The organism is Streptococcus cristatus, from assembly GCF_001588905.1.
Lineage (GTDB): Bacteria > Bacillota > Bacilli > Lactobacillales > Streptococcaceae > Streptococcus > Streptococcus cristatus_N.
Genome location: NZ_LAWH01000013.1, coordinates 1 through 20,064, shown reverse-complemented (window position 1 = coordinate 20,064; position 20,064 = coordinate 1). Strand labels below are relative to the sequence as shown.

17 protein-coding genes are annotated in these 20,064 nt (G+C 43.4%); 3 read left to right on the top strand and 14 right to left on the bottom strand.

Going from position 1 to position 20,064, the window contains the following annotated elements; translation table 11 throughout:
* Positions 1–51 precede the first annotated feature (51 nt).
* The 9 genes from A0765_RS02345 to A0765_RS02305 all read right to left on the bottom strand — a co-directional run bounded on the left by A0765_RS02345 (position 52) and on the right by A0765_RS02305 (position 11,066).
* Positions 52–978: an ATP-binding cassette domain-containing protein gene (locus tag A0765_RS02345; RefSeq protein ID WP_062004448.1), complete on the bottom strand. Its 927-nt coding sequence runs from the start codon at positions 976–978 to the stop codon at positions 52–54.
* A gap of 10 nt (positions 979–988) precedes the next feature.
* Positions 989–2,056 (bottom strand): ABC transporter ATP-binding protein, encoded by a 1,068-nt coding sequence (locus A0765_RS02340; RefSeq protein WP_062004447.1) that lies wholly within the window; start codon positions 2,054–2,056, stop codon positions 989–991.
* 8 nt (positions 2,057–2,064) lie between these two features.
* Entirely contained in the window at positions 2,065–2,991 is a 927-nt protein-coding gene (gene oppC, locus A0765_RS02335; RefSeq protein WP_045500891.1) for an oligopeptide ABC transporter permease OppC, read from the bottom strand.
* Complete coding sequence (locus tag A0765_RS02330) at positions 2,991–4,487, bottom strand: ABC transporter permease (protein ID WP_062004446.1); 1,497 nt, start codon at positions 4,485–4,487, stop codon at positions 2,991–2,993. Before A0765_RS02330 ends, oppC begins: the two co-directional genes overlap by 1 nt.
* Positions 4,488–4,552: 65 nt before the next feature.
* On the bottom strand, positions 4,553–6,529 hold the full coding sequence (locus tag A0765_RS02325) for a peptide ABC transporter substrate-binding protein (protein ID WP_061910453.1): 1,977 nt from the start codon (positions 6,527–6,529) through the stop codon (positions 4,553–4,555).
* A 139-nt stretch (positions 6,530–6,668) separates the two neighbouring features.
* Entirely contained in the window at positions 6,669–8,423 is a 1,755-nt protein-coding gene (locus A0765_RS02320; protein ID WP_062004445.1) for a glycerophosphodiester phosphodiesterase, read from the bottom strand.
* Positions 8,424–8,566: 143 nt separating this feature from the next.
* Entirely contained in the window at positions 8,567–9,061 is a 495-nt protein-coding gene (locus A0765_RS02315; RefSeq protein WP_005591876.1) for a DUF536 domain-containing protein, read from the bottom strand.
* A 115-nt stretch (positions 9,062–9,176) separates the two neighbouring features.
* Positions 9,177–9,905, bottom strand: a complete 729-nt coding sequence (locus A0765_RS02310) for a pseudouridine synthase (RefSeq protein ID WP_062004444.1) — start codon at positions 9,903–9,905, stop codon at positions 9,177–9,179.
* Between the two features lie 9 nt (positions 9,906–9,914).
* Positions 9,915–11,066 (bottom strand): MFS transporter, encoded by a 1,152-nt coding sequence (locus tag A0765_RS02305; protein ID WP_062004443.1) that lies wholly within the window; start codon positions 11,064–11,066, stop codon positions 9,915–9,917.
* 194 nt (positions 11,067–11,260) lie between these two features.
* Here A0765_RS02305 and def point away from each other — a divergent pair, with 194 nt between their 5' ends.
* Positions 11,261–11,893 carry a peptide deformylase gene (gene def / locus A0765_RS02300; protein WP_005591873.1) on the top strand — a complete coding sequence of 211 codons (633 nt, stop codon included), beginning with the start codon at positions 11,261–11,263 and terminating at the stop codon, positions 11,891–11,893.
* Positions 11,894–11,959: 66 nt separating this feature from the next.
* Here the strand turns inward: def and A0765_RS02295 are convergent, their stop codons facing one another.
* The 4 genes from A0765_RS02295 to A0765_RS02285 form a co-directional block, all read right to left on the bottom strand.
* Complete coding sequence (locus A0765_RS02295; RefSeq protein ID WP_005591872.1) at positions 11,960–12,190, bottom strand: GlsB/YeaQ/YmgE family stress response membrane protein; 231 nt, start codon at positions 12,188–12,190, stop codon at positions 11,960–11,962.
* Between the two features lie 93 nt (positions 12,191–12,283).
* The gene (locus A0765_RS02290) at positions 12,284–13,525 is read right to left on the bottom strand and encodes an aminopeptidase (protein WP_062004442.1); all 1,242 of its coding nucleotides are present in this window, start codon (positions 13,523–13,525) and stop codon (positions 12,284–12,286) included.
* 20 nt (positions 13,526–13,545) lie between these two features.
* Positions 13,546–13,698 (bottom strand): hypothetical protein, encoded by a 153-nt coding sequence (locus A0765_RS10420; protein ID WP_005591870.1) that lies wholly within the window; start codon positions 13,696–13,698, stop codon positions 13,546–13,548.
* A gap of 19 nt (positions 13,699–13,717) precedes the next feature.
* The gene (locus A0765_RS02285; protein WP_062004441.1) at positions 13,718–18,106 is read right to left on the bottom strand and encodes a PolC-type DNA polymerase III; all 4,389 of its coding nucleotides are present in this window, start codon (positions 18,104–18,106) and stop codon (positions 13,718–13,720) included.
* A 166-nt stretch (positions 18,107–18,272) separates the two neighbouring features.
* Between A0765_RS02285 and A0765_RS02280 the strand changes: the two genes are divergently transcribed.
* Both A0765_RS02280 and A0765_RS02275 read left to right on the top strand, forming a co-directional pair.
* Positions 18,273–18,815, top strand: coding sequence for a hypothetical protein (locus tag A0765_RS02280; RefSeq protein ID WP_062004440.1), 543 nt, complete (start codon positions 18,273–18,275; stop codon positions 18,813–18,815).
* A 151-nt stretch (positions 18,816–18,966) separates the two neighbouring features.
* Positions 18,967–19,434, top strand: coding sequence for a hypothetical protein (locus A0765_RS02275; protein WP_062004439.1), 468 nt, complete (start codon positions 18,967–18,969; stop codon positions 19,432–19,434).
* A 100-nt stretch (positions 19,435–19,534) separates the two neighbouring features.
* Here the strand turns inward: A0765_RS02275 and A0765_RS02270 are convergent, their stop codons facing one another.
* On the bottom strand, positions 19,535–19,915 hold the full coding sequence (locus tag A0765_RS02270) for a PH domain-containing protein (RefSeq protein ID WP_062004438.1): 381 nt from the start codon (positions 19,913–19,915) through the stop codon (positions 19,535–19,537).
* Positions 19,916–20,064 lie beyond the last annotated feature (149 nt).

The window sequence follows — 20,064 nt, the reverse complement described above, 5'->3', positions numbered from 1 at the left end:
GCAATAAAAAAGCCGAGAAACATTCCATTCCATGTTTCTACAGCTTCTTTTTTATTTATATTCTTTTTTATAGCGGTCAGCTTCTGCCTGGTTAGCCCAGACATAGTGACCAGGACGGATCTCAACCATGCTAGGTTGATCCACTGAGTAGTCATGCTGCTCTGGATCGTAAACCTTTAAGACCTTTTTGCGCTCCAAAATTGGGTCTGGAATCGGCACAGCAGACAAAAGGGACTGCGTATAAGGGTGGATAGGGTTGTTAAACAACTCTTCTGTCTCTGCCACCTCGACGATAACCCCTTTATAGATAACAGCAATTCGATCTGAAATAAAGCGAACTACAGATAGGTCGTGGGCGATAAAGAGATAGGTCAAGCCAAGTTCTTTTTGGAATTTTTTCAAAAGGTTCAAGACTTGCGCACGAACAGATACGTCCAAGGCAGAGATTGGCTCATCCGCAATGACGAAATCTGGCTCCATGACTAAGGCACGAGCAATCCCAATCCGCTGACGTTGACCACCAGAAAACTCGTGAGGATAGCGTGTCAAATGCTCAGCTAAAAGACCAACTTCACGAATGATATTCTTAACTTTTTCTTGACGGTCTTCTTCATTTTCAAAAAGATGGTAGTTATAAAGACCTTCTGAAATGATATAGTCAACCGTAGCACGCTCATTCAAGCTGGCAGCTGGATCTTGGAAAATCATTTGAATCTTACGAATCAATTCAGCTTCATCAGCTTTCGATTGCTTCCCGTTGATCTTTTTACCTTCGTATAAGATGTCGCCTGCACTGGTATCATTCAAGCCGATAATAGCACGGCCGATGGTTGTCTTACCAGAACCAGATTCACCTACTAGGGAAAAAGTTTCTCCTTTATTGATAAAGAAATTAGCATTTTTTACAGCTACAAATTTCTTACTTCCTTCGCCGAAGGAAATTTCTAAATCTTTAATTTCAACTAATTTTTCAGTCATTTCCTTCCTCCTAAGCTTCTAAGTGATTGAAGCCCATTTTTGAACGAATTTTATCATGAAGGTTTTCGATAATAGCTGGCTTCTCAACCCTTGGTGCATCTTCGTGCAAAAGCCAGGTCTTAGCCCAGTGCGTATCAGAAACCTGAAAGGCAGGAGCTTTTTCTTCGAAATCGATAGCCATTGCATAGTCCGAACGAAGCGCAAAAGCATCCCCTTTAATGGTAGTGTATAATGATGGTGGTGTACCTGGAATCGAGTAAAGTTCACCATTTGCTTCAGCTAACTGCGGCAAGCTAGACAACAAGCTCCATGTGTATGGATGCTTTGGATCGTAGAAGATTTCTTCAACCGTTCCATATTCAACGATCTCACCAGCATACATAACCGCCACTTTATCAGCAATACTTGCTACAACACCAAGGTCGTGGGTGATAAAGACAGTCGTAAAATGGTATTCTGCCTGCAATGATTTGAGCAAGTCAATAATCTGCGCCTGAATCGTCACATCAAGAGCCGTTGTAGGCTCATCACAGATTAGAATGTCTGGACGGCAAGCCAAGGCGATCGCGATAACAATCCGTTGACGCATCCCGCCTGAATATTGAAATGGATATTCTTCAAAACGCTTCTCAGCGTCAGGAATTCCGACTTTGGTCATGTAGTCGATTGCCATTTCTTTGGCTTCTTTGCTTGTTTTTCCTTGGTGTTTGACGATTACTTCGGTAATTTGACTTCCGATGGTATTGATCGGATCCAAACTAGTCATAGGATCTTGGAAAATGGTTGCAATTTTAGCCCCGCGGATTGGTTCCCAATCCTTGTTGCTCTTTAGAGCGGTCAAATCAGTTCCCCGATAATCAATCGTTCCTTGGGCTACACGGCCGTTTTCTTCCAACATTCCAGTAAATGTTTTTGTCAAAACAGATTTACCAGAGCCAGACTCTCCAACCAAAGCTAGAACTTCCCCTTCAACTAAATCAAGGGAAACACCGCGAATGGCGGTCAATACTCTGTCACGAACGTCAAATTCCACGACAATATCGCGAGCAGTCAATATTACATTTTTATTTTTTGTCATATTTACTCCTATCTATGTGTCCGTGGATCACTTGCATCGGCTAAGTTTTGACCAACTACGAAGAAGGACAGGGATACCAAGATCAAGGTTGTCAATGGAATCCAGAAAAGGTAAGCGTTGGTAGTTACGTTTTGTGAATAGTCAGAAATCAAGCGTCCCAAACTTGGTACTGTCACAGGAAGACCAAGCCCAAAGAAGGAAAGGAAGGCCTCGTAAGAGATAAAGTTTGGAAGCATTTGAGAAGTTGTCGTCACGATAACAGATACCAACTGGGGCATGATATTCTTGGTCACAATCTTATATGTCGGAGTTCCCAAGGTACGCGATGCCAAGTTATACTCCAAATCACGATAACGCATAATTTGAATACGGATCGTATAAGCAATCCCTACCCAGCCAGTGATAGTCATGGCAAAGATTAAGTTCCAGAAACCAGCACCGATAGAGTAAGTCAAGACAATGACAATCAAGAGTGCTGGAATATTTGAAATAACATTGTAGACTTCCATCATGACACGGTCAACCGCTTTGGAAATTCCCCAGATAGCACCAATAATAATTCCGATAATCAGGTTAATGAGTGTTGCAATAATGGAAATCAGAATAGAATTCCGCGCACCAAACCAAACACCGTCAAACAAAGATTTACCATTACTATCTGTACCAAACCAGTGTTCAGCATTTGGTTTGATATAACGCATACTAAAGTCATTTACCTTGCTGACATCATTGAAATCGAAATTCGAGAACATTGGATAAATGAAACTCATCAAAACGATGGCAACCAGAATTCCTAACATGATCGTCGTTGATTTCTTTTTCAAGAACTGACGCATAACAGAGCGCCAGTATGAATAAGCCGGAGCATCAATCGTTTCAGAGGCAAAATCGTCACGTTTGACAAATTGGAATTTACTTTTATCAATTGTAGCCATTATTTACCTCCTTTAGATGTTAATTTAATACGTGGGTCAAGCATTGTCATCAAGATATCACCAACTAAGAGGGCAAAAATTGAAAGACAGGTGAAAATGAATACAAGACCAACCACCATTGAGTTATTTGATGCCTTAACGGAATCAATCAGCATTTTACCCATACCAGGAAAGGCAAAGACAGTTTCTGTCAGGGTCGCACCTGCAATAACACCAACGATAGAAGCTGGAATACTAGACACCAACGGCACCATAGCATTCTTGAAAATGTGCTTGTTCGAAATTTCTTTCTCAGAAAGACCTTTGGCACGAGCAAAGCGAACAAAGTCTTGAGATTGTAAGTCAATCATATAACGACGAATCCAGACCGCTGTCACAGGTGCGCTCAGAAGTCCAAGAATCAAGGATGGCAGAACATAGGAACGCCAGTCGCCCGCTCCCAAAATTGGGAAGGAATCTGGAAGTCCAATAGCTGAACCAGCCAAACGAACAATATAAACAAGAGCGATGGTTGGCAGTGACATCATGAAGGTCAAGGCACCTGTTGAAATACTATCAAACCAAGTATTCTTCAAGCGAGCCATATAAGAACCAAGCGGAACAGCAATCAAATAAGAAAGCGCCACACCAATCAGACCAATAATAGATGAGCTGACAATCATCGATGGGTTTTGATAGTTATTCTTGGTTGCAGTGTAAGCATCTCCCTTGCCATATTTAGCAATATCTTGAGAGTCTGCCTTACTCGGAGTCTTGTAGGTACGAGAGTAAATATCTACAGCAGAAGTTTTCTTACCTGTTGGGAATTGAACTTCTGATGATTTTGTTTGACCTTGTCCTTGGGAAATAACTTGCAATACAGGCGTATTCGCATAAGTAGGGTAAGAATTTCCTAGGTTCAAACTAACAAAGTTTTGGTGAACAAATGGGAATTGACCATTAAAATATAGAAGATATTTATGACGAGTACCAGAACCTACGACTGACCAACCAATGGCTGGGTCATTTTCAATACGGATGTAGCGCTTAAGATTTGGATTTTCCTCATCTTGAATCGCATTTGGATGATCAATCTGAATCAAATTAGCATAGAACTCAAGTACACGCTCGTAAACTGGAACTTCACGAACAGCATAGAATTCTTTGCTTTCTTTGAATTGATACAATTTCCAACCTTTGCCAAGTTTTTCAACATAGGCTTCGTAGATCTTTTTATTCTCATCGGTTGCCTCAGTAGTTACAGATTTATTTTCCTTCTTGGCTTTTTCCTGCAACTCTTTTGTATCATAATAGTCAATATACCCCATCCGCTCATAGACTGTATTTTCATAGTTTGTCTTTTTATCTTCGGTTGTGGCTATCTTATTGTAGTTCGGGTCTTGTTTGAAAATCAATCTTCTCGGAACCATTGTATAAATAATGGTATAGGTCAAGGTCGTTACCAAGAAAATCGACACAATTGAGCGTAAAATACGCATAAAAATGTATTTCTTCATTTATCGTTTCCTTTAAATTTCAAAAGAACTTTCTCTCGTTATTAGAGAAAGTTCTAGTGAACGATTTATTCTACATGACTTTCGAGATCTTTTTGTGCTTTCGCATTTGACTCTTCTTTTTCTTTCAGCCATTTCTTACGAGCTGCTTCGTAGTCTTTCTTCGTTACTACGTCATTTGTAACTTTAAGACGTTTGAAGTAAGTAGAACTTGTCTTATTACCAGTTTGAGCATAAGCGCCTGAGAATGGCTCGATACGTGAGATAAATGGTGCTGCACCAGGATTTGCCATCAATGGAACAACAAGAGAGTTGTCTGTCAACCAAGCCTGAGCTGCTGCATATTTTTCGTAGCGAGTAACAATATCTGAAGTTTCCTTACCAGCTTCATTTACCAAGCGGTCAAATTCATCTAAACCAACTTGCTTAGCGGCTGCATTGTCTGCTCCCTCAAAACCAAGGTAAGTCTTTGTAGTTTTAGTTGATGTAGTTTTCAAAATATCCAAATAAGTTGATGGATCTTGATAGTCAGGGTTCCAACCAACAGCTGTTGAGATATCCCAGTCTTCGCCAGCAGCATTTGGTGCATAGTAAGTAATGTTGTAAAGATCATCTTCTGACATTTGTTGAATATCTACAACAACATTCTCAGTTCCCAAAGTCTTTTCAACAGATTGCTTAAGCGATTGTGCGCGGTTAACCATTGGCTTAGAAGTCTGAGCAACTGGGAGATCCAGATGGATTGGGAATTCCACTCCGTCAGCTTGTAGAGCTGCTTTTGCTTTGGCAAACTCTGCTTTTGCTTTCTCAGCATTAAAGAGGCCATCTTGACCGTCCTCAAGTTTAACACCTTTCCATTCGTCACCCAATGCAGCAACTTTCTCTTCTACAACGTCACCAAAAGATTTATCGCCAACTTGAACAAATGAAGGTGGTACATAAGTATTACGGACAGCGTAAGGAGCACCCTCTTTACCATTGATCTGTGCTGAGTATGATGTGCGGTCAATAGCAAAGTTCAAGGCTTGACGGAAGTCTTTGTTCAGAATCGCTTTCTTAGTAGCAGACTTCTGAGCATCTGTTGTTTTGCTTGTATGGTTGTAACTTTGACGATCAATATTGACACCCATAACAGCTACACCAGCACTTGGCGGTGTGAAAAAGATATTATCCTTGAAGTCTTTTTCTACTCCAGCATAGTTTGAGCTTGTAGGGTAGAGACGAGCTACTGTGTAGGCGCCATCTTTAAAGTTACGAGCAAGGGCATCTTGGTCTTGTCCATCAAAGTAAGACAACTTGATAGTATCGACATGAACATTTTCCTTATCCCAGTAGTTTTCATTCTTTTGATACTCAACAGCAGACTTAGCAGTGATAGACTTCATCAAGAATGGTCCATTGTAAAGGATAGAAGATGGGTCAGTAGATTGACCAAATTTGTCCCCTTGTTTCTTAAGGAATTCAGCATTAACTGGCCAAAGAACTTGTGAAGTTGTCTTTGAATTCCACTGTGGTTCAGGTTGGTTCAAAGTATATTGGAGAGTGTGGTCGTCAACTGCCTTAACTCCAACAGTAGAGAAGTCAGGTGTTTTACCATTTACGTAGTCATCCAAGCCTTTTACAGATTGTTGCACAAGATAAAGGGCTTCAGATTTCTTATCAGCAGCATGCTTGAGGCCAGTCACAAAGTCCTGAGCTGTCACATTCCCGTATTCTTCACCTTCTGAAGTATACCATTTAGCGTCTTTACGGATTTTATAGGTATAAGTCAAACCATCTTTAGAAACAGTCCAAGACTCTGCAATAGACGGTACAAAATTACCATATTGGTCATTTTCCAACAAACCGTCCACACCGTTAGTCACGAGGTCAGATGTTGAAGCCTTACCAGACGTCACATAGTCCAATGTTTCTGGTTCAGCAGTATAGACATAATTATAAGCTTTTGCTGCGCTGTTTCCTTTTGATGAACCAGAACAAGCAGCTAAAACGCCTACTGAAAGAAGGCTAACCCCAGCTAAAGCTAATACTTTGCTTTTTTTCATACGAATTCTCCAATTTTGTTTTTTAGGTTTACTTAGGATTATAGCACAAGAAAGGAAAAAAGTAAACTAAATTTTCTGAATATTATGGTAGCCATGCAATGACTCTACTCTACTACTCGTGTTCATTTTCTACTGCTATCTAAGAAAAACTTAGCAAGTCTAAGGACTTATTTAATAGAAGGGTAGTATAGTCCGGATCATCCTTAAGTTCTTTGATGGAAGTCTGAACCAACTCCAAATCATCTGTAATCATCCCATCCACTCCTAAGCGAAAGGATTTGACGATACTATCCTCATCGTTGATAGTCCAGTCATAGAGGCGTTTGTCGGATTGCCAGAGTTTGTTGACAAAATTTTCATCCAAGGTTGAATACTCCATGGTGTAGCCAGAAGCCTTAGTTCGTGGAAAGATTGTATTATAAGGCAGGATAAAGAAACTGGGGATAGAGGAGTCATATTTGACAACCTGATCGATGACTTGGTAGTCCAAAGACTGAATCTGGTGTTGATAAACCTTGATTTTGGCACCATACTTGCTCAAGAATCGCTCCATCATATCCTTGGAATCTTTCTTACTGGTCTTGATTTCTATCAAGAGGCGCTGTCCGATTTGATTGGCACGAGTAAAGTAATCGTCAAAGCTAGAAATCTTAGCCCGATAGCCATTTTCTGAAATCTCTAGCGAAGTCAACTCAGCCAAGGTTAAGTCTTGAGGTTGGGCATCAAGACCTGCCAACTGCTTCAGGTTTGCATCATGCATCATAACAAATTGCCCATCCTTGGTTTCCTGCACATCCATTTCTACCAAGTCAGGCTTGAGTAAGGCTGTTTTTTCCAGCGCTTCTACGGTATTTTGGATTCCATTCTCCCTCGAAACCCCTCTATGGGAAATCGTAATCGGAACGTTCTCTAAAGGGAAATTTAGATAGACATAACCTTCTAATGCGAAGCTTGAGCTGGCAATAGTCAGAACAAACCAACGCATTAGAGACAGGCCTCTTTTCGTTGGATAGTCATTTAAGGTACGATCTGTCAGGAAGGAGACAAATTTGAGAAGGAAATAGGACAACATAGCATAGTAGGCAAACTTAATCAGGACAAAAGCTACAATACCGCTAAAGAGGACAGCCTCATTTGGTTGAGTGTTCGCGTATCGCTGTCCTAGTATAGCTGGAGCTGAGAGAAAAGTATAAAGCAGAAAGCTTTTGATAATAATCCAAAAAAGATGCCTAGTGTAAAAGAAAAGGCGGTTCTTAGTCTTGGCCAGACTAAAGCGAATTGCCTGAGGAACTGTGGCATGCTCAAAAAAGAGCTGTGGTAGGGCAAACATTAGTCGCACTGCCACTAGAAGCATGCCGACCACAAGAAGTCCCATGAAAACATCGAACACAATATTATTTGCCAAATAGGTGACAATAAAATCCGGAACCAAAATTTTATTGAGATAGTAGATTTTCATAATTTGGCGCAAGAAAGGAAAAAGAAAGCCCATATAAAGTACGATAAAGAGCATTTTCCCTGGGCCAGCCTTCTTGACAATAGCAAAACTATCCCTAAATGTTTTTCCAAGAAAAGCGAATACTGGTCGATTTTCTTGATCCAAAAGGTTGCGAATCCCCATGAAAATCATGCCGCTCTGGAAATAGGCTACAAAGAGATTGACCACAACGAGGACTAGAAAACCTAGACCAACCAGCCAATTGGAACTGAGGACTGCCCAGACATTATTGTAGGACAAAAAGAGGTAGCCTGTCTGTTTGAGCAGATAGTCTGCTGCATAGGAATTAAAAGGAATCCAAGCATACTCCATCATCATAAAGACCATGAAAAAGAGAACTAGGATCTTATCTAAATTATGATAAAAGCGCTTAAAGCTAAGTTTTTCTGGTTTCATCTTATTTTCTTCTTTCAAAAATTTAGGCGAAACAGGGTAGTCAAGTTACAGTGGCTACAGTGAGTCCGCTCCTGTTATTGCCATCTTGGCACCACCCCTTCTTTGACAAATAAATCCCAGCTTTTCAACTGAGATTTTCTTTCTTATTTACCAAATAAACGGGCGAAAAATCCTTTGTTTTCCTGCTTTTGCACCTTCTCCTTGGCTTCATCCAGTTCCAAAAGAAGGGTTTCCCGCTCGCTCATAGCCTTGGCTGTCAACTGCTGCTGCTGGTCCAGCTGCTTATCTTTTTCAGCAATCTGCACGTCCTTGACACGGAGTTGTTCGTCTTTCTTAGCCAGCTGGTTATCTTTCGCCTTGAGTTGCTCATAAAGGCGCAAAATCTCAGCATTTTTTTCATCCACTAAGATTTCCATCAACTCGCGCTGCTTGACTTCTTCGCTGACAGGCTCATCTTCAAAAATGGTCTTTTTATAAATTTCTTCTAGCTTAATCAGGCCACTGCGAGTCACGACTGTGACCCCTTTTTCATTTTTTTCTGTATCTTCTGGCGGCAGAGCCTTGACACGATTATTGATTGCCTGACGGCTGACTCCTAAAATCTCGGCCAGCTCGCTGACTGTCTTTTCAATTGCCATAATTTCCTCTGAAACTTTTTCTAGATATAGTTACCTAAATCTTATCATATCAAGGCTTAACTGTCAAATAGAGTAAAAAAGTGAAGCAAATATGTTGCTCCACTTTCCTAGCTTTCTATAGTTCAACTTGAAAAATTTCCAAGCTCTGCATTTCTTCTTCTGTCAAGCGTCGCCATTGCCCCAGTTCCAGACTTGGATCTAGCTGCAGAGGTCCCATAGACAAGCGCTGAAGGTCGGTGACTTCCTTCCCACATGCTAAAACCATCCGCTTCACCTGATGAAACTTACCTTCTGAGAGGGTGATACGGACCAGACTGGTCTTCGCTCCTTCATCTCTTTCGAGAATTTCGAGCTGGGCAGGCTGACAAGTGAAGTCTTTAAGCTCGATTCCTTGGGCAAAATGCTCAACATCTGCCTGATCCATCAGACCGGCAACCTGTGCCTGATAAAGCTTAGCCACATGGCGCTTGGGGGACAGCATAGCATGCGATAGCTGACCATTATTGGTCAAAAGTAAGAGGCCATGTGTATCCACATCTAACCGCCCTACAGGAAAGACTTCTTTTTGACGGGCAGTATCGTCCAATAAATCTAAAACGGTTTTATGGCGGTCATCTTCAGTGGCAGAAATGACACCCTTTGGTTTATTCAAGAGGTAATAGACAAATTTTTCATAAACCAGAGTCTGACCATCCACCACAATCTGATCCGACCGCTCATCAATCTGTGTCTTGGCCGACGTGACCGCTGTCCCATTGACCCAGACTTGACCTTTTTTCAATAGTTGCTTGACTTGACTACGTGAGCCAAGCCCACTTTCCACTAAAAATTTATCTAGACGCATATTCTTCTCCTAAGCAGACTTTTTCTTGAGAATTCCGAATGCCAGCACTGCCATTAAAACCATCAGGCTTCCCAAAACGCCAAAAATAAAGGAAGCTTGGCTTGAAAATTGGCCGATCAAAGACAAGAAAAAGGTTGTAGCAGTCGCTCCAGCACTGCAACCTAAAATCACAATCGAAGTTGCTTGATTCAAGGATTTGCTAGGAATTCTCTCTGAAAGAATATGAAAAATCGCTGTCAGACTGACACTATAAACAAAGCCAGAAGCGATGGTCACCACACTCAAGAGCAAGAGATTAGGTGCCAAACCAATCATGATCGCAGTAAGACCAAAGACCACTCCTGCAACCGTCAATAAATTTTCCTTGAAATAATGAAGAAGCGGTGCAAAAGACAAGCCTGCGGCAATACCAATCAACTGCATGCTTGAAAGAATCAAACCTGCCGTCTGAACGCTGCCCATACCAGACTTTTCAACCAGTCCTGGCACGCGCACGTTGATAACTACATTCGTCAAGACAATCACTGCTGCTACCAAGGCTAGGCCGATTGTCAAAAACCACTGTGCAGCTGTCAAGCCCTTGCCTCCCTGATGAGCCTCATGATGCTTTTCCTCCTTGCCATAAGGCACAAAGAGCAGATAGAGGGCTAGAACAATCAACCCCGACGCATAGACCAAGAAAGAAATTTCCCAGCCAAAGCGAAGCAACTGGCTCACTCCAAGCGTCAGGAGGGCTGTCCCAACAACTTCAGCCGATCCACGTAGACCTAAGGTCTGAATCCGTTCCTTGCCCTCATAGCGCTCGCTGATAATCGAGATAGCTTTAGCGTTGAGCAAACCAACTCCCATACCAAAGATCAGACGCGAGGCAAAAATCACCCAGTAGGTCTTATTCACGAGAGGAACAAAGCCGCAAAGAGAGAAAATCAAGAGCCCCGTCACAATCATCCTTCGTTCCGATAAATATTTCTCCACCAAACCATTTAAGATTAGCATGAGCATAATCCCAGCCGATGGGAGAGAGACCAACAATTCAATCCAACTTTCTGGCAGGTCTTTATAATAAGCAAACATAGCCGATTGGGCGCTGGAAATCGAAAAGGAGGTCGTCAACACCAAAGAAAGTGAGAGAATACTCACTTTTTCCATAAACTTTTTCATTCTATTTTCCTTTAAAAATCACACTCATTCTATCATACAGCTTTTTAGAAAAAGACGCAATCATCTTTTCTTAAAAATTCGGCCATTAAAAAGAATATTCTTTTGAAAATTTTCTCCTCTGATAAAAGGACAAGCCCTTTCTTTATTTCTGGCGGGATTTGTGTTATGATGAAAGAAAGAAAAAGGAGAGAATCATGTCTGTTAGTGAAAAAAAATCGGTTATGGATAAATTAACCAAAGCAGCTCATTTGATTGATATGAGCGACATTATCCGTGAGGGAAATCCTACCTTGCGTGCAGTGGCTGAGGAGGTCAGCTTTCCCCTATCTGATCAGGAAATCATTTTAGGTGAGAAAATGATGCAGTTTTTGAAACATTCTCAAGATCCTGTCATGGCTGAAAAAATGGGGCTCCGTGGCGGAGTTGGTCTAGCAGCGCCTCAGCTGGATATTTCTAAGCGGATTATCGCTGTGTTAGTGCCAAATTTGGAGGACGAAGAAGGAAATCCACCTAAAGAAGCCTACTCCCTAGCTCAGGTCATGTACAACCCTAAAGTTGTTGCCCACTCTGTACAAGATGCTGCTCTAGCTGATGGAGAAGGCTGCCTATCGGTTGACCGAGAGGTACCAGGCTATGTTGTGCGTCATGCACGAGTGACCGTGGATTACTTTGACAAGGATGGTCAAAAACACCGCATCAAACTCAAAGGCTACAATTCTATCGTGGTTCAACACGAGATTGACCACATCAACGGCATCATGTTTTACGACCGTATCAATGAAAAAGATCCATTCGCAGTGAAAGACGGCATGCTGGTACTGGAATAAACGACCATATATTGCAATCAAAAATACCTAGACGTTTTCACGTCTAGGTATTTCTTTTACACTATTCTAAGTACCTCGATCCCAGAAAAGAGCCAAAAGGATCACAGCGCCCAAGACTGAGGGAAGAATAGCTGTGTCCGCTAACATCGGTCCCCAGTGGCCGAAAAGCAATTGCCCAAGCCATGAACCAAACCAGCCCAAGAGGATTTTTCCGATACAGCCCATACGTTCCCCGCGGCTGGTGATAGCCCCAGCCATGAGACCAATAATAAAACCGACAAACATACTACCAATCATATAGGATCCTTCTTTCTATGTTTCTAAGAATACTTTTCAAGAAACAGGTGGGAGCTGTCAGATTAAAAGTGCCCGTCAAAACAACTTAAAATCTTAGATTGCCCAGTCTCCATTTCTGAAGATAGGAACTCGTGTTCCATCCTCACGGATACCATCGATATCCATTTGATTAGAGCCAATCATAAAGTCCACGTGAACATCTGAACGGTTGAGGCCTGCAGCTTCAAGCTCTTCTTCGCTCATATCTGCTCCACCAACAACACTGGTCGCATAGGCCGCACCGATAGCCAAGTGATTTGAAGCATTCTCATCGAAAAGCGTGTTAAAGAAGGTAATGCCTGACTGTGAAATTGGGCTTGGATCTGGTACCAAGGCACATTCACCCAAGGCACGCGCACCCGCATTTTCAAAGACAAGGTCCTTCATGACCTGATCACCCTTCTCAGCTGAAATATCCACGATTTGTCCATCCTTAAAGGTTACCTTAATACCTTCGATGATATTTCCGTTATAGCTAAGCGGTTTTGTAGAGGTTACATAACCATCCGCACGACGGAAGTCAGGAGCCGTAAAGACTTCTTCTGTCGGCATATTTGGCAAGAATCCTTCGCCCTGTGCGTTGATGGCACCAGCTGATTCCCAGACGTGGTTCCTAGGCAAGCCAAGTGTCAAATCAGTTCCTGGCGCTGTGTAATGAAGAGCTGAAAATTGCTCCTTATTAAGCATTTCTGCCTTGCTCTTAAGGATAGCAGCGTGTTCTTCCCAAGCCTTCACGGGGTCTTCTTCGTAAACACGGCAGGTTTTGAAAATTTGGTCCCAAAGGAGATCAACTGCTTCTTCGTCGCTCGCAGCATTTGGAAAGACTTTTTTGGCCCACTCAAGTCCAGCAGCAGCTGCGACGGTCCAGCTAACCTTGTTGGATTGGGTTGCGATCCGCATTGGCTTCATCGCAAGTCCCATAGCTTTAGCAGAAGCTGAAAGCTTGTCAGCGTCCACACCGTTCAAGGCACCTGGGTCAGAAGAACGGACACCAAGACGGCTGGCCTTGTTCTCCAAGAGATAGCTCATCTCAGCAATCTTGTATTCTGGCACATTGTCCAAACGCTCCATCGGTGCGTGGAGGAATTTCTCACGGTTGATGACATCATCTGTCCACTGAACGATAACCTCATGAGCACCCAGAGCATAGGCCTCCTTGACAATCAAATGTGCCAGCTCACGCTGCTCCACATCAATATTGAGCGCCACCGTGTGACCCGGCTGCACGTTGATACCATTGGCAACCAATAGTTTAGCGTATTTTTCTAAGTTTTCTTTAAAATTTGGCAGAACCATCTGCTTCTCCTTTTCTTTCGTTATTTCTCTTTAAACAGGGACAGCAGACTAACCGCTGCCACCGTACCGCAAATCAAAGCGGTCATTTTCAAAATCGTATCTGGATCAAACTCCAGCTGGTAATCAAACACCTTTTGCGCAGGCTTATCCTGAGCGGAAATAGTCAATTTCATAAAAACCTCTTTCTATATTTTAGAAAAACTCATCAAACAAACTCAACTGGTTATCCTCTGGCATATTGCCCAGAATGCCCATGTCGTCCATTTTTTCAACTAGGGTGCTAGAGAGGCCGCCACGTTTGCGGAGCTCTGTCTTAGAAAGGAATTCACCTTCTTCCCGCGCTCTAACTAATTGGCGGGCAACGTTGTCACCCAGACCATCCATAGTAGAGAAAGGCGGGATAAGGGTATCCCCTTCGATGAGAAACTCCGTCGCATGGCTCTTGTAGAGGTCTAGCTTTCCGAACTTGAAGCCCCGCTCCAGCATTTCATTGACGATTTCCAGAGTCGTATAAAGGTCAATTTCTACATTGGAGGCTTCGTTGTTCTTGCGCTTTTCAGCGATTTCGCTCATCCGGCGCTTGACGGCATCAAGTCCGCCACTCATTGTCTTGATATCAAAGGCCTTAGCCCGGATAGAGAAGTAGGCACAGTAGTAATAAATCGGATGATGCACCTTGAAGTAGGCCACCCGCAGGGCCATCATAACATAGGCTGCCGCATGGGCCTTGGGGAACATATACTTGATCTTTCCACAGGACTCGATGTACCATTCTGGCACATTGTTTTCCTTCATAGCTGCGATATAGCCATTGCGCTCCTCTTCAGAAATCTTCAGCCAAAGGCCCTTTCGCACGCGCTCCATGATCGTAAAGGCCATCTTAGGATCCAAGCCCTTGTGCATGAGGTAAACCATGATGTCGTCCCGACAGCCGATAACGGTGGACAGGTCAGCAATCCCTTGCTTAATCAAGTCCTGAGCATTGCCCAACCAAACGTCCGTACCATGAGAAAGACCAGATAGCTGTAAGAGCTCGGCAAAAGTTGTCGGATGGGTCTCATCAACCATGCCCCGTACAAAGTTGGTCCCAAACTCCGGAATTCCCAGCATACCAGTCGGCGTGCCGATTTGCTCCTGAGTCACACCCAGAATATCTGTCCCAGAAAAGAGGGCCATGACACCAGCATCATCCATAGGAATGTCATTAGGATCGATGCCTGACAAGTCCTGAAGCTTCCGAATCATGGTCGGATCATCATGCCCCAGCACATCGAGTTTGAGGACGTTCTCATCGATATCGTGGAAGTTAAAGTGGGTCGTTTGCCATTCGGCCATCACATCATCAGCTGGATATTGGACCGGTGTAAAGTCATAAACATCCATGTAGTTAGGGATAACAACGATTCCGCCCGGATGTTGTCCAGTTGTCCGCTTGACTCCGGCAGCTCCCTGTGCCAAACGCTCAACTTCGGCGTCTCGGTAGAACTTCCCATAGTCGCGCTCGTAGCCCTTGACAAATCCATAAGCCGTCTTAGCCGCAACGGTACCAACGGTTCCAGCCCGAAAGGCATACTCCTCACCAAAGATGTCCCGCACGTCCAAGTGGGCGCTCGGCTGATCCTCTCCGGAGAAGTTCAAGTCAATATCGGGTACCTTGTCCCCGTCAAATCCAAGGAAAGTCTCAAAAGGAATATCCTGACCATTCTTGCTCAGCTTGTGACCACATTCTGGGCAGTCCTTATCCGGCATGTCGAAGCCAGAACCATAGGAGCCGTCCGTGATGAACTCGCTGTATTGACATTTGCCACAGACATAGTGGGGCGACAAAGGATTAACCTCGGTAATCCCAATCATGGTCGCAACAAAGCTGGATCCAACAGACCCCCGTGAACCTACCAGATAACCCCGCTCATTGGAGCGTTGTACCAGCATCTGCGAAGCCAAGTAAATCACGGCAAAGCCATTCCCCAAGATAGAGGTCAACTCTTTTTCAATCCGCAAGTCGACGATATCTGGCAGTGGATTGCCATAAATCTCAAAGGCCTTTTGATAGGTCAGCTCGGCAACTGTCTCCTCGGCCTTGTCAATGAAAGGTGTATAGAGGTCGCCCTTGACTACCTCGACCGGCTCAAAGGTCTCCGCCAGCTGATTCGGATTGGTGATGACCAGCTTCTTAGCCAAGTCCTCACCCAAGAATGCAAATTCGTCCAGCATCTCATTGGTGGTCCGGAAGTGAGCCTTAGGAAGCGGAGCTGGCTGGGCATTTTCACCGTGGCCAATAGTCCGGTTAATCATGGCTCCCTGACCCAGACTGCGGACGATAATCTCCCGATAGATTTCTTCTTCCGGCTCAATATAGTGGACATTCCCCGTCGCAAGGACAGGCTTGCCCAAGCGATCGCCGACCTCAATCAGATTGCGAATAATGGTCTGCAGTTCTTCCTGGTCCTTGATCTGCTCCTTGGCAATCAGTGGCTCATAGATAGCCGGCGGCATAACCTCGATAAAGTCATAATACTTGGCTACTTCGACAGCCGCATCCACCCCCTGAGAGACAACAGCATCATAGACTTCACCTTCTGAGCAGGCTGAGCCCAGAATCAGACCTTCACGATGGGCATCCAGCACGGTCCGTGGAATCCGAGGGACGCCTTCGAAATACTTGGTATTGGACAGACTGACTAACTTGAAAATATTCTTGAGCCCCGTCTGATTTTTCACATAAATGGTCGCATGCTTGACCCGAGCCTTCTTGTAGGAATTCTCATCGACCAGATCCGTATTCAAATCCTTGAGATTGGTCACACCATGCTTTTCAGCTACATCCTTGATAAAGATAAAGAGGAGACGGCCTGTCGCTTCCGCGTCATAGTTGGCCATATGGTGGTGTTCCAGAGCAATCTGGAAACGCTTGGTTAAAGGCCCCAGACCATGACGCTTGTACTCTGGATAGAGGTTGCGGGCAAATTCCAGCGTGTCAATGACCGGCTGGGTAATTTTCGGCAGGCCATGACGCTCATAGTTGACATTCATAAAGCCCACGTCAAAGGTAGCATTATGGGCAACGAGGACACTGTCCTGGCAAAATTCCTGAAATTCTTTCAGCACTTGCTCTAGCGGCTTGGCGTTGCGGACATGCTCATCAGTAATCCCAGTCAGATCCGTCGTAAAGGCCGACAGAGGATGGCCAGGATTGATAAACTCATCAAACTCAGCGATGATATTGCCCTTGTGCATCTTGCTGGCGGCGACCTGAATCAAGTCATTGTAAACCGCTGAAAGGCCTGTCGTTTCCACGTCAAAGACTACATAGGTCGCATCGCTCAGCTCCATGTCTACTTCATTGTAGACGATGGGCACCCGATCTTCTACAATATTGGCCTCCATACCGTAAATCAGCTGGATACCAGCCTTCTTAGCAGCCTTGTAGCCATGGGGAAAGCTCTGCACATTTCCATGGTCGGTAATGGCGACAGCCTTGTGGCCCCACTTGGCGGCCGTTGCAACGATTTCCTCTACCTCAGGCAGGGCATCCATCGTAGACATATTGGTATGGGCGTGAAATTCAACCCGCTTCTGCCCCTCAGGCATCAAGTCCTTGCGCTCATAGTGGGTAACTTCCTGCACATCTTGCACATTCATGGTCAGGTCGCGGGTGAAGTTATTCATCTCCACATTTCCCCGCACGCGCAGCCAAGCACCTTTCTTAATCATGTCAAACTTCTTGGCTTCTTCTTCGTTTTTCATCCATTTCTGCAAGGAGAAGCTGGAGGTATAGTCTGTCATCTTGAAGTTGAGCAAGACCCGGCCTGTCCGAGTAACCTTCTGCTCTAGGTCAAAGACCATTCCCTCAAATACTAGACGATTCTCCTCAGTCTGAACTTCGATCATCGGGGTAATTTCTGCCTTGTCTAGATTTGGCTTTACTGCAGCCTTGCGAGCTTGGAAGTCATAGGCTGGTTTTTCTTCTGGCGGTGGCGCCATCTGTTGTAGAGTTTCCATGGCTTTGAGCGCTTCTTCATTGGCCGCCTGAACAATCTTGTCATTCTCAGCCTGAAAATTCTCCGCTTGCTGCTGGGTCAGCTCATCGCTGTGCTGAACCTGACAGGTCAGCTGAGGAAAGCCGTATTTGACCAACTGGCGACTGAGGTTGGGTAGGTGATTCTTACGAAAATGCTCCGTATCAATAGTCGAAGCTCCCTCAATCAGCAACTTGTCCCCATCCAAATGAACCTGCAAATCCTGATACAGACTCTTGAAGCCATGACTGGCACAAGGCCCCTCCTCAAAGGCCAGCTGGTAATAAGCCTGCAAGAGTTCATCCGATACCTGAGGATTCTGACAATGAATTTCAAAAATAGCTTGATTGCCCGTCTTAGAAAACTCTTGAGCTAAGCGCTTCTGCAATTCTCGAAAAATCTCAATGGGCAGGATATTCGCAAAAGAAAAATGAAACTCCCAGACCCGACTGACCTTGTGGACCAGAACCTTCTCAATTTCTGCATTCAAAAAGGCCTCTGAATTTCTCATTTCCAGTGGCATATCCAGTTGATGCATTAAAATTTCAAACTTGTTTGACATGACATTTCCTCGTACAGTAGTGACCTTATTTTACCATAAATCAGCACTTTTTTCGACAGAAAAAGAGCGGAGTAAAGCTGTTAATGTCTATATATTATATGTTTTCTTATCTTAAAACTAAGTTATGCTATAATAGAAAAAACATTTATCAAAAGGAGTCTTAACTGTGAAGAAAATTTTACTAGCTAGCGCCTGTCTGCTGGCTTTGACTGCCTGCAGCATGCCTAAGCAAACTAAGCACGAAAACAAACCCAACCAAAGTCAGAGCCAAAGCAAGCCAAAAAAAGAAGAGAAAGTAAAAACCAAGACTTTTGCTTACAACATGCCTAACGGATACAATAATAAAATTGTCGCTTATTATCAAAAAGATAAGATTCGAGCCTTCGATTTTATGGCTACGAAACCGACTCAAGAGGACGAGCAAGATAAGAGTCCTGAAGAAATCAGCAACATTTATCAAGAAGAATTAAAAGCTGGTGACTTTTATGATAAATTCAGCAAGTTAGATGGAGTCACACTTGAAGTCAAAGTTTCAGAGGACAAGAAAACCGTTGCACAAGTTGCCCACTTTGATCTCAGCAAAGCAAAAGAAAAACAAGTCATGGCGGCTTTAGGGGAAACAACTAAAGATAACCTATTTAAAAAGCTTAAGGAAAAGCCCGAAGATTTCTTTGCTTTTCTGCTATCTCAAGGATTCACAGAAGAATGAAATCTTTTCTGACATATTTTTTACTTTAGAAACTATCCTGTCTTGCTAGCCAACTCCTTAGTTCACCAGCAAGAAAAAAACTTAGAAAATATTTTTTAGAGCAAGCTATTGGCTTTCACTTCTCCAATAGCATGATTTTCAAGGAACTTTTATGCGCTTAACTAAAAAAACTGTTTTTATTGGTATCGCTTCTCTTCTTATTTTGGGCTTAGCTGCATGGGGAGTAAATGTATTTCTCGTTATGAACAACGCTCAGAAAAGTTTTGATAAAAATTTTATTCACTTTCAAGCTAAAAGTGATGACAACGAAACTTTTATTACACAAGGCATCGGAAAAAAAGAAGCTTATAATTTATCCTACTCTCCTGCTAAGAAGACCATTGAAATAACCAAATCGACTAAAAATGGAGATATCTATTCTTTCGATTCCATTTACGGAGCAGTAAAAGTCTATGATATAAAACAAAACGCTAATCGCTATGTCTTTATAACAGCTGCAAAACCAATAATCGTTGACTTTGGAATAACTTCAGTCAAAGTAACTTATGATGGAGGTCATTTTGAAACTCCATACTCTGAGCTGCATTTTGGTGAAACTTTCCCTAGTGAAGACAACTAGATAGGAAATATTCCAGATCGTCAATCTTTATTTATGAACTAACCAAGTCAATAAGCTATGGTTAGTTTTTGTTTGCAAAAAAAGCGGTTGAAACCGCTTTTTATCTCAACACTGCTTCTGCCCGCGCTTTTTGGATAGCAATGACACTTTTATCACTTCGGAAAGTTAGGGTTTCGGCTGGTTCCTCAGCACTGGAAACCCAGATTTTCAGCTCAGCGTCTAGGTCAAAGTGGCCAGCCGTTTCCACCGAAAAGCGAGAGATGGAGCGATAAGGATAAGACTTATAAGCCGTTTTCTTGCCTGTCACTCCCTGCTTGTCCACCAAAATCAACCGCTTATCTGTAAAGACAATCAAGTCACGAATGAGGCTGAAAGCCAACTCCACATTTTCTGCTAGCGTCAGAATATTCTCCAATTCTCTTTCTGTTTTTTCAATATCCTTCTGAGAGGCATTGCCCAATAAACCACTGAATAATCCCATCATTCATTCCTCCAATCTATTTTTCCCTACTATAGCATTTTCAAGGCTAATAAACAAAAGAAAGAGAGTGGGACAGAAATCTGAAATTCGTTAGAATTCGATTTCGTCGTCCCACCTCCGCACAGTTGAGTAGGGCTGTAAAAGCTGAT

Coding starts and splice junctions, on each gene's coding strand:
- A0765_RS02305 (WP_062004443.1), bottom strand. CDS start 11,066: ATGAAAAAGTTTATGGAAAAAGTGAGTATTCTCTCACTTTCTTTGGTG.
- A0765_RS02310 (WP_062004444.1), bottom strand. CDS start 9,905: ATGCGTCTAGATAAATTTTTAGTGGAAAGTGGGCTTGGCTCACGTAGT.
- oppC (WP_045500891.1), bottom strand. CDS start 2,991: ATGGCTACAATTGATAAAAGTAAATTCCAATTTGTCAAACGTGACGAT.
- A0765_RS02285 (WP_062004441.1), bottom strand. CDS start 18,106: ATGTCAAACAAGTTTGAAATTTTAATGCATCAACTGGATATGCCACTG.
- A0765_RS02325 (WP_061910453.1), bottom strand. CDS start 6,529: ATGAAAAAAAGCAAAGTATTAGCTTTAGCTGGGGTTAGCCTTCTTTCA.
- A0765_RS02320 (WP_062004445.1), bottom strand. CDS start 8,423: ATGAAACCAGAAAAACTTAGCTTTAAGCGCTTTTATCATAATTTAGAT.
- A0765_RS02270 (WP_062004438.1), bottom strand. CDS start 19,915: ATGGGATTATTCAGTGGTTTATTGGGCAATGCCTCTCAGAAGGATATT.
- A0765_RS02345 (WP_062004448.1), bottom strand. CDS start 978: ATGACTGAAAAATTAGTTGAAATTAAAGATTTAGAAATTTCCTTCGGC.
- A0765_RS02330 (WP_062004446.1), bottom strand. CDS start 4,487: ATGAAGAAATACATTTTTATGCGTATTTTACGCTCAATTGTGTCGATT.
- A0765_RS02295 (WP_005591872.1), bottom strand. CDS start 12,190: ATGATTGGTAGTATGTTTGTCGGTTTTATTATTGGTCTCATGGCTGGG.
- A0765_RS02340 (WP_062004447.1), bottom strand. CDS start 2,056: ATGACAAAAAATAAAAATGTAATATTGACTGCTCGCGATATTGTCGTG.
- A0765_RS10420 (WP_005591870.1), bottom strand. CDS start 13,698: ATGAAATTGACTATTTCCGCTCAGGATAAGCCTGCGCAAAAGGTGTTT.
- A0765_RS02315 (WP_005591876.1), bottom strand. CDS start 9,061: ATGGCAATTGAAAAGACAGTCAGCGAGCTGGCCGAGATTTTAGGAGTC.
- def (WP_005591873.1), top strand. CDS start 11,261: ATGTCTGTTAGTGAAAAAAAATCGGTTATGGATAAATTAACCAAAGCA.
- A0765_RS02275 (WP_062004439.1), top strand. CDS start 18,967: ATGCGCTTAACTAAAAAAACTGTTTTTATTGGTATCGCTTCTCTTCTT.
- A0765_RS02290 (WP_062004442.1), bottom strand. CDS start 13,525: ATGGTTCTGCCAAATTTTAAAGAAAACTTAGAAAAATACGCTAAACTA.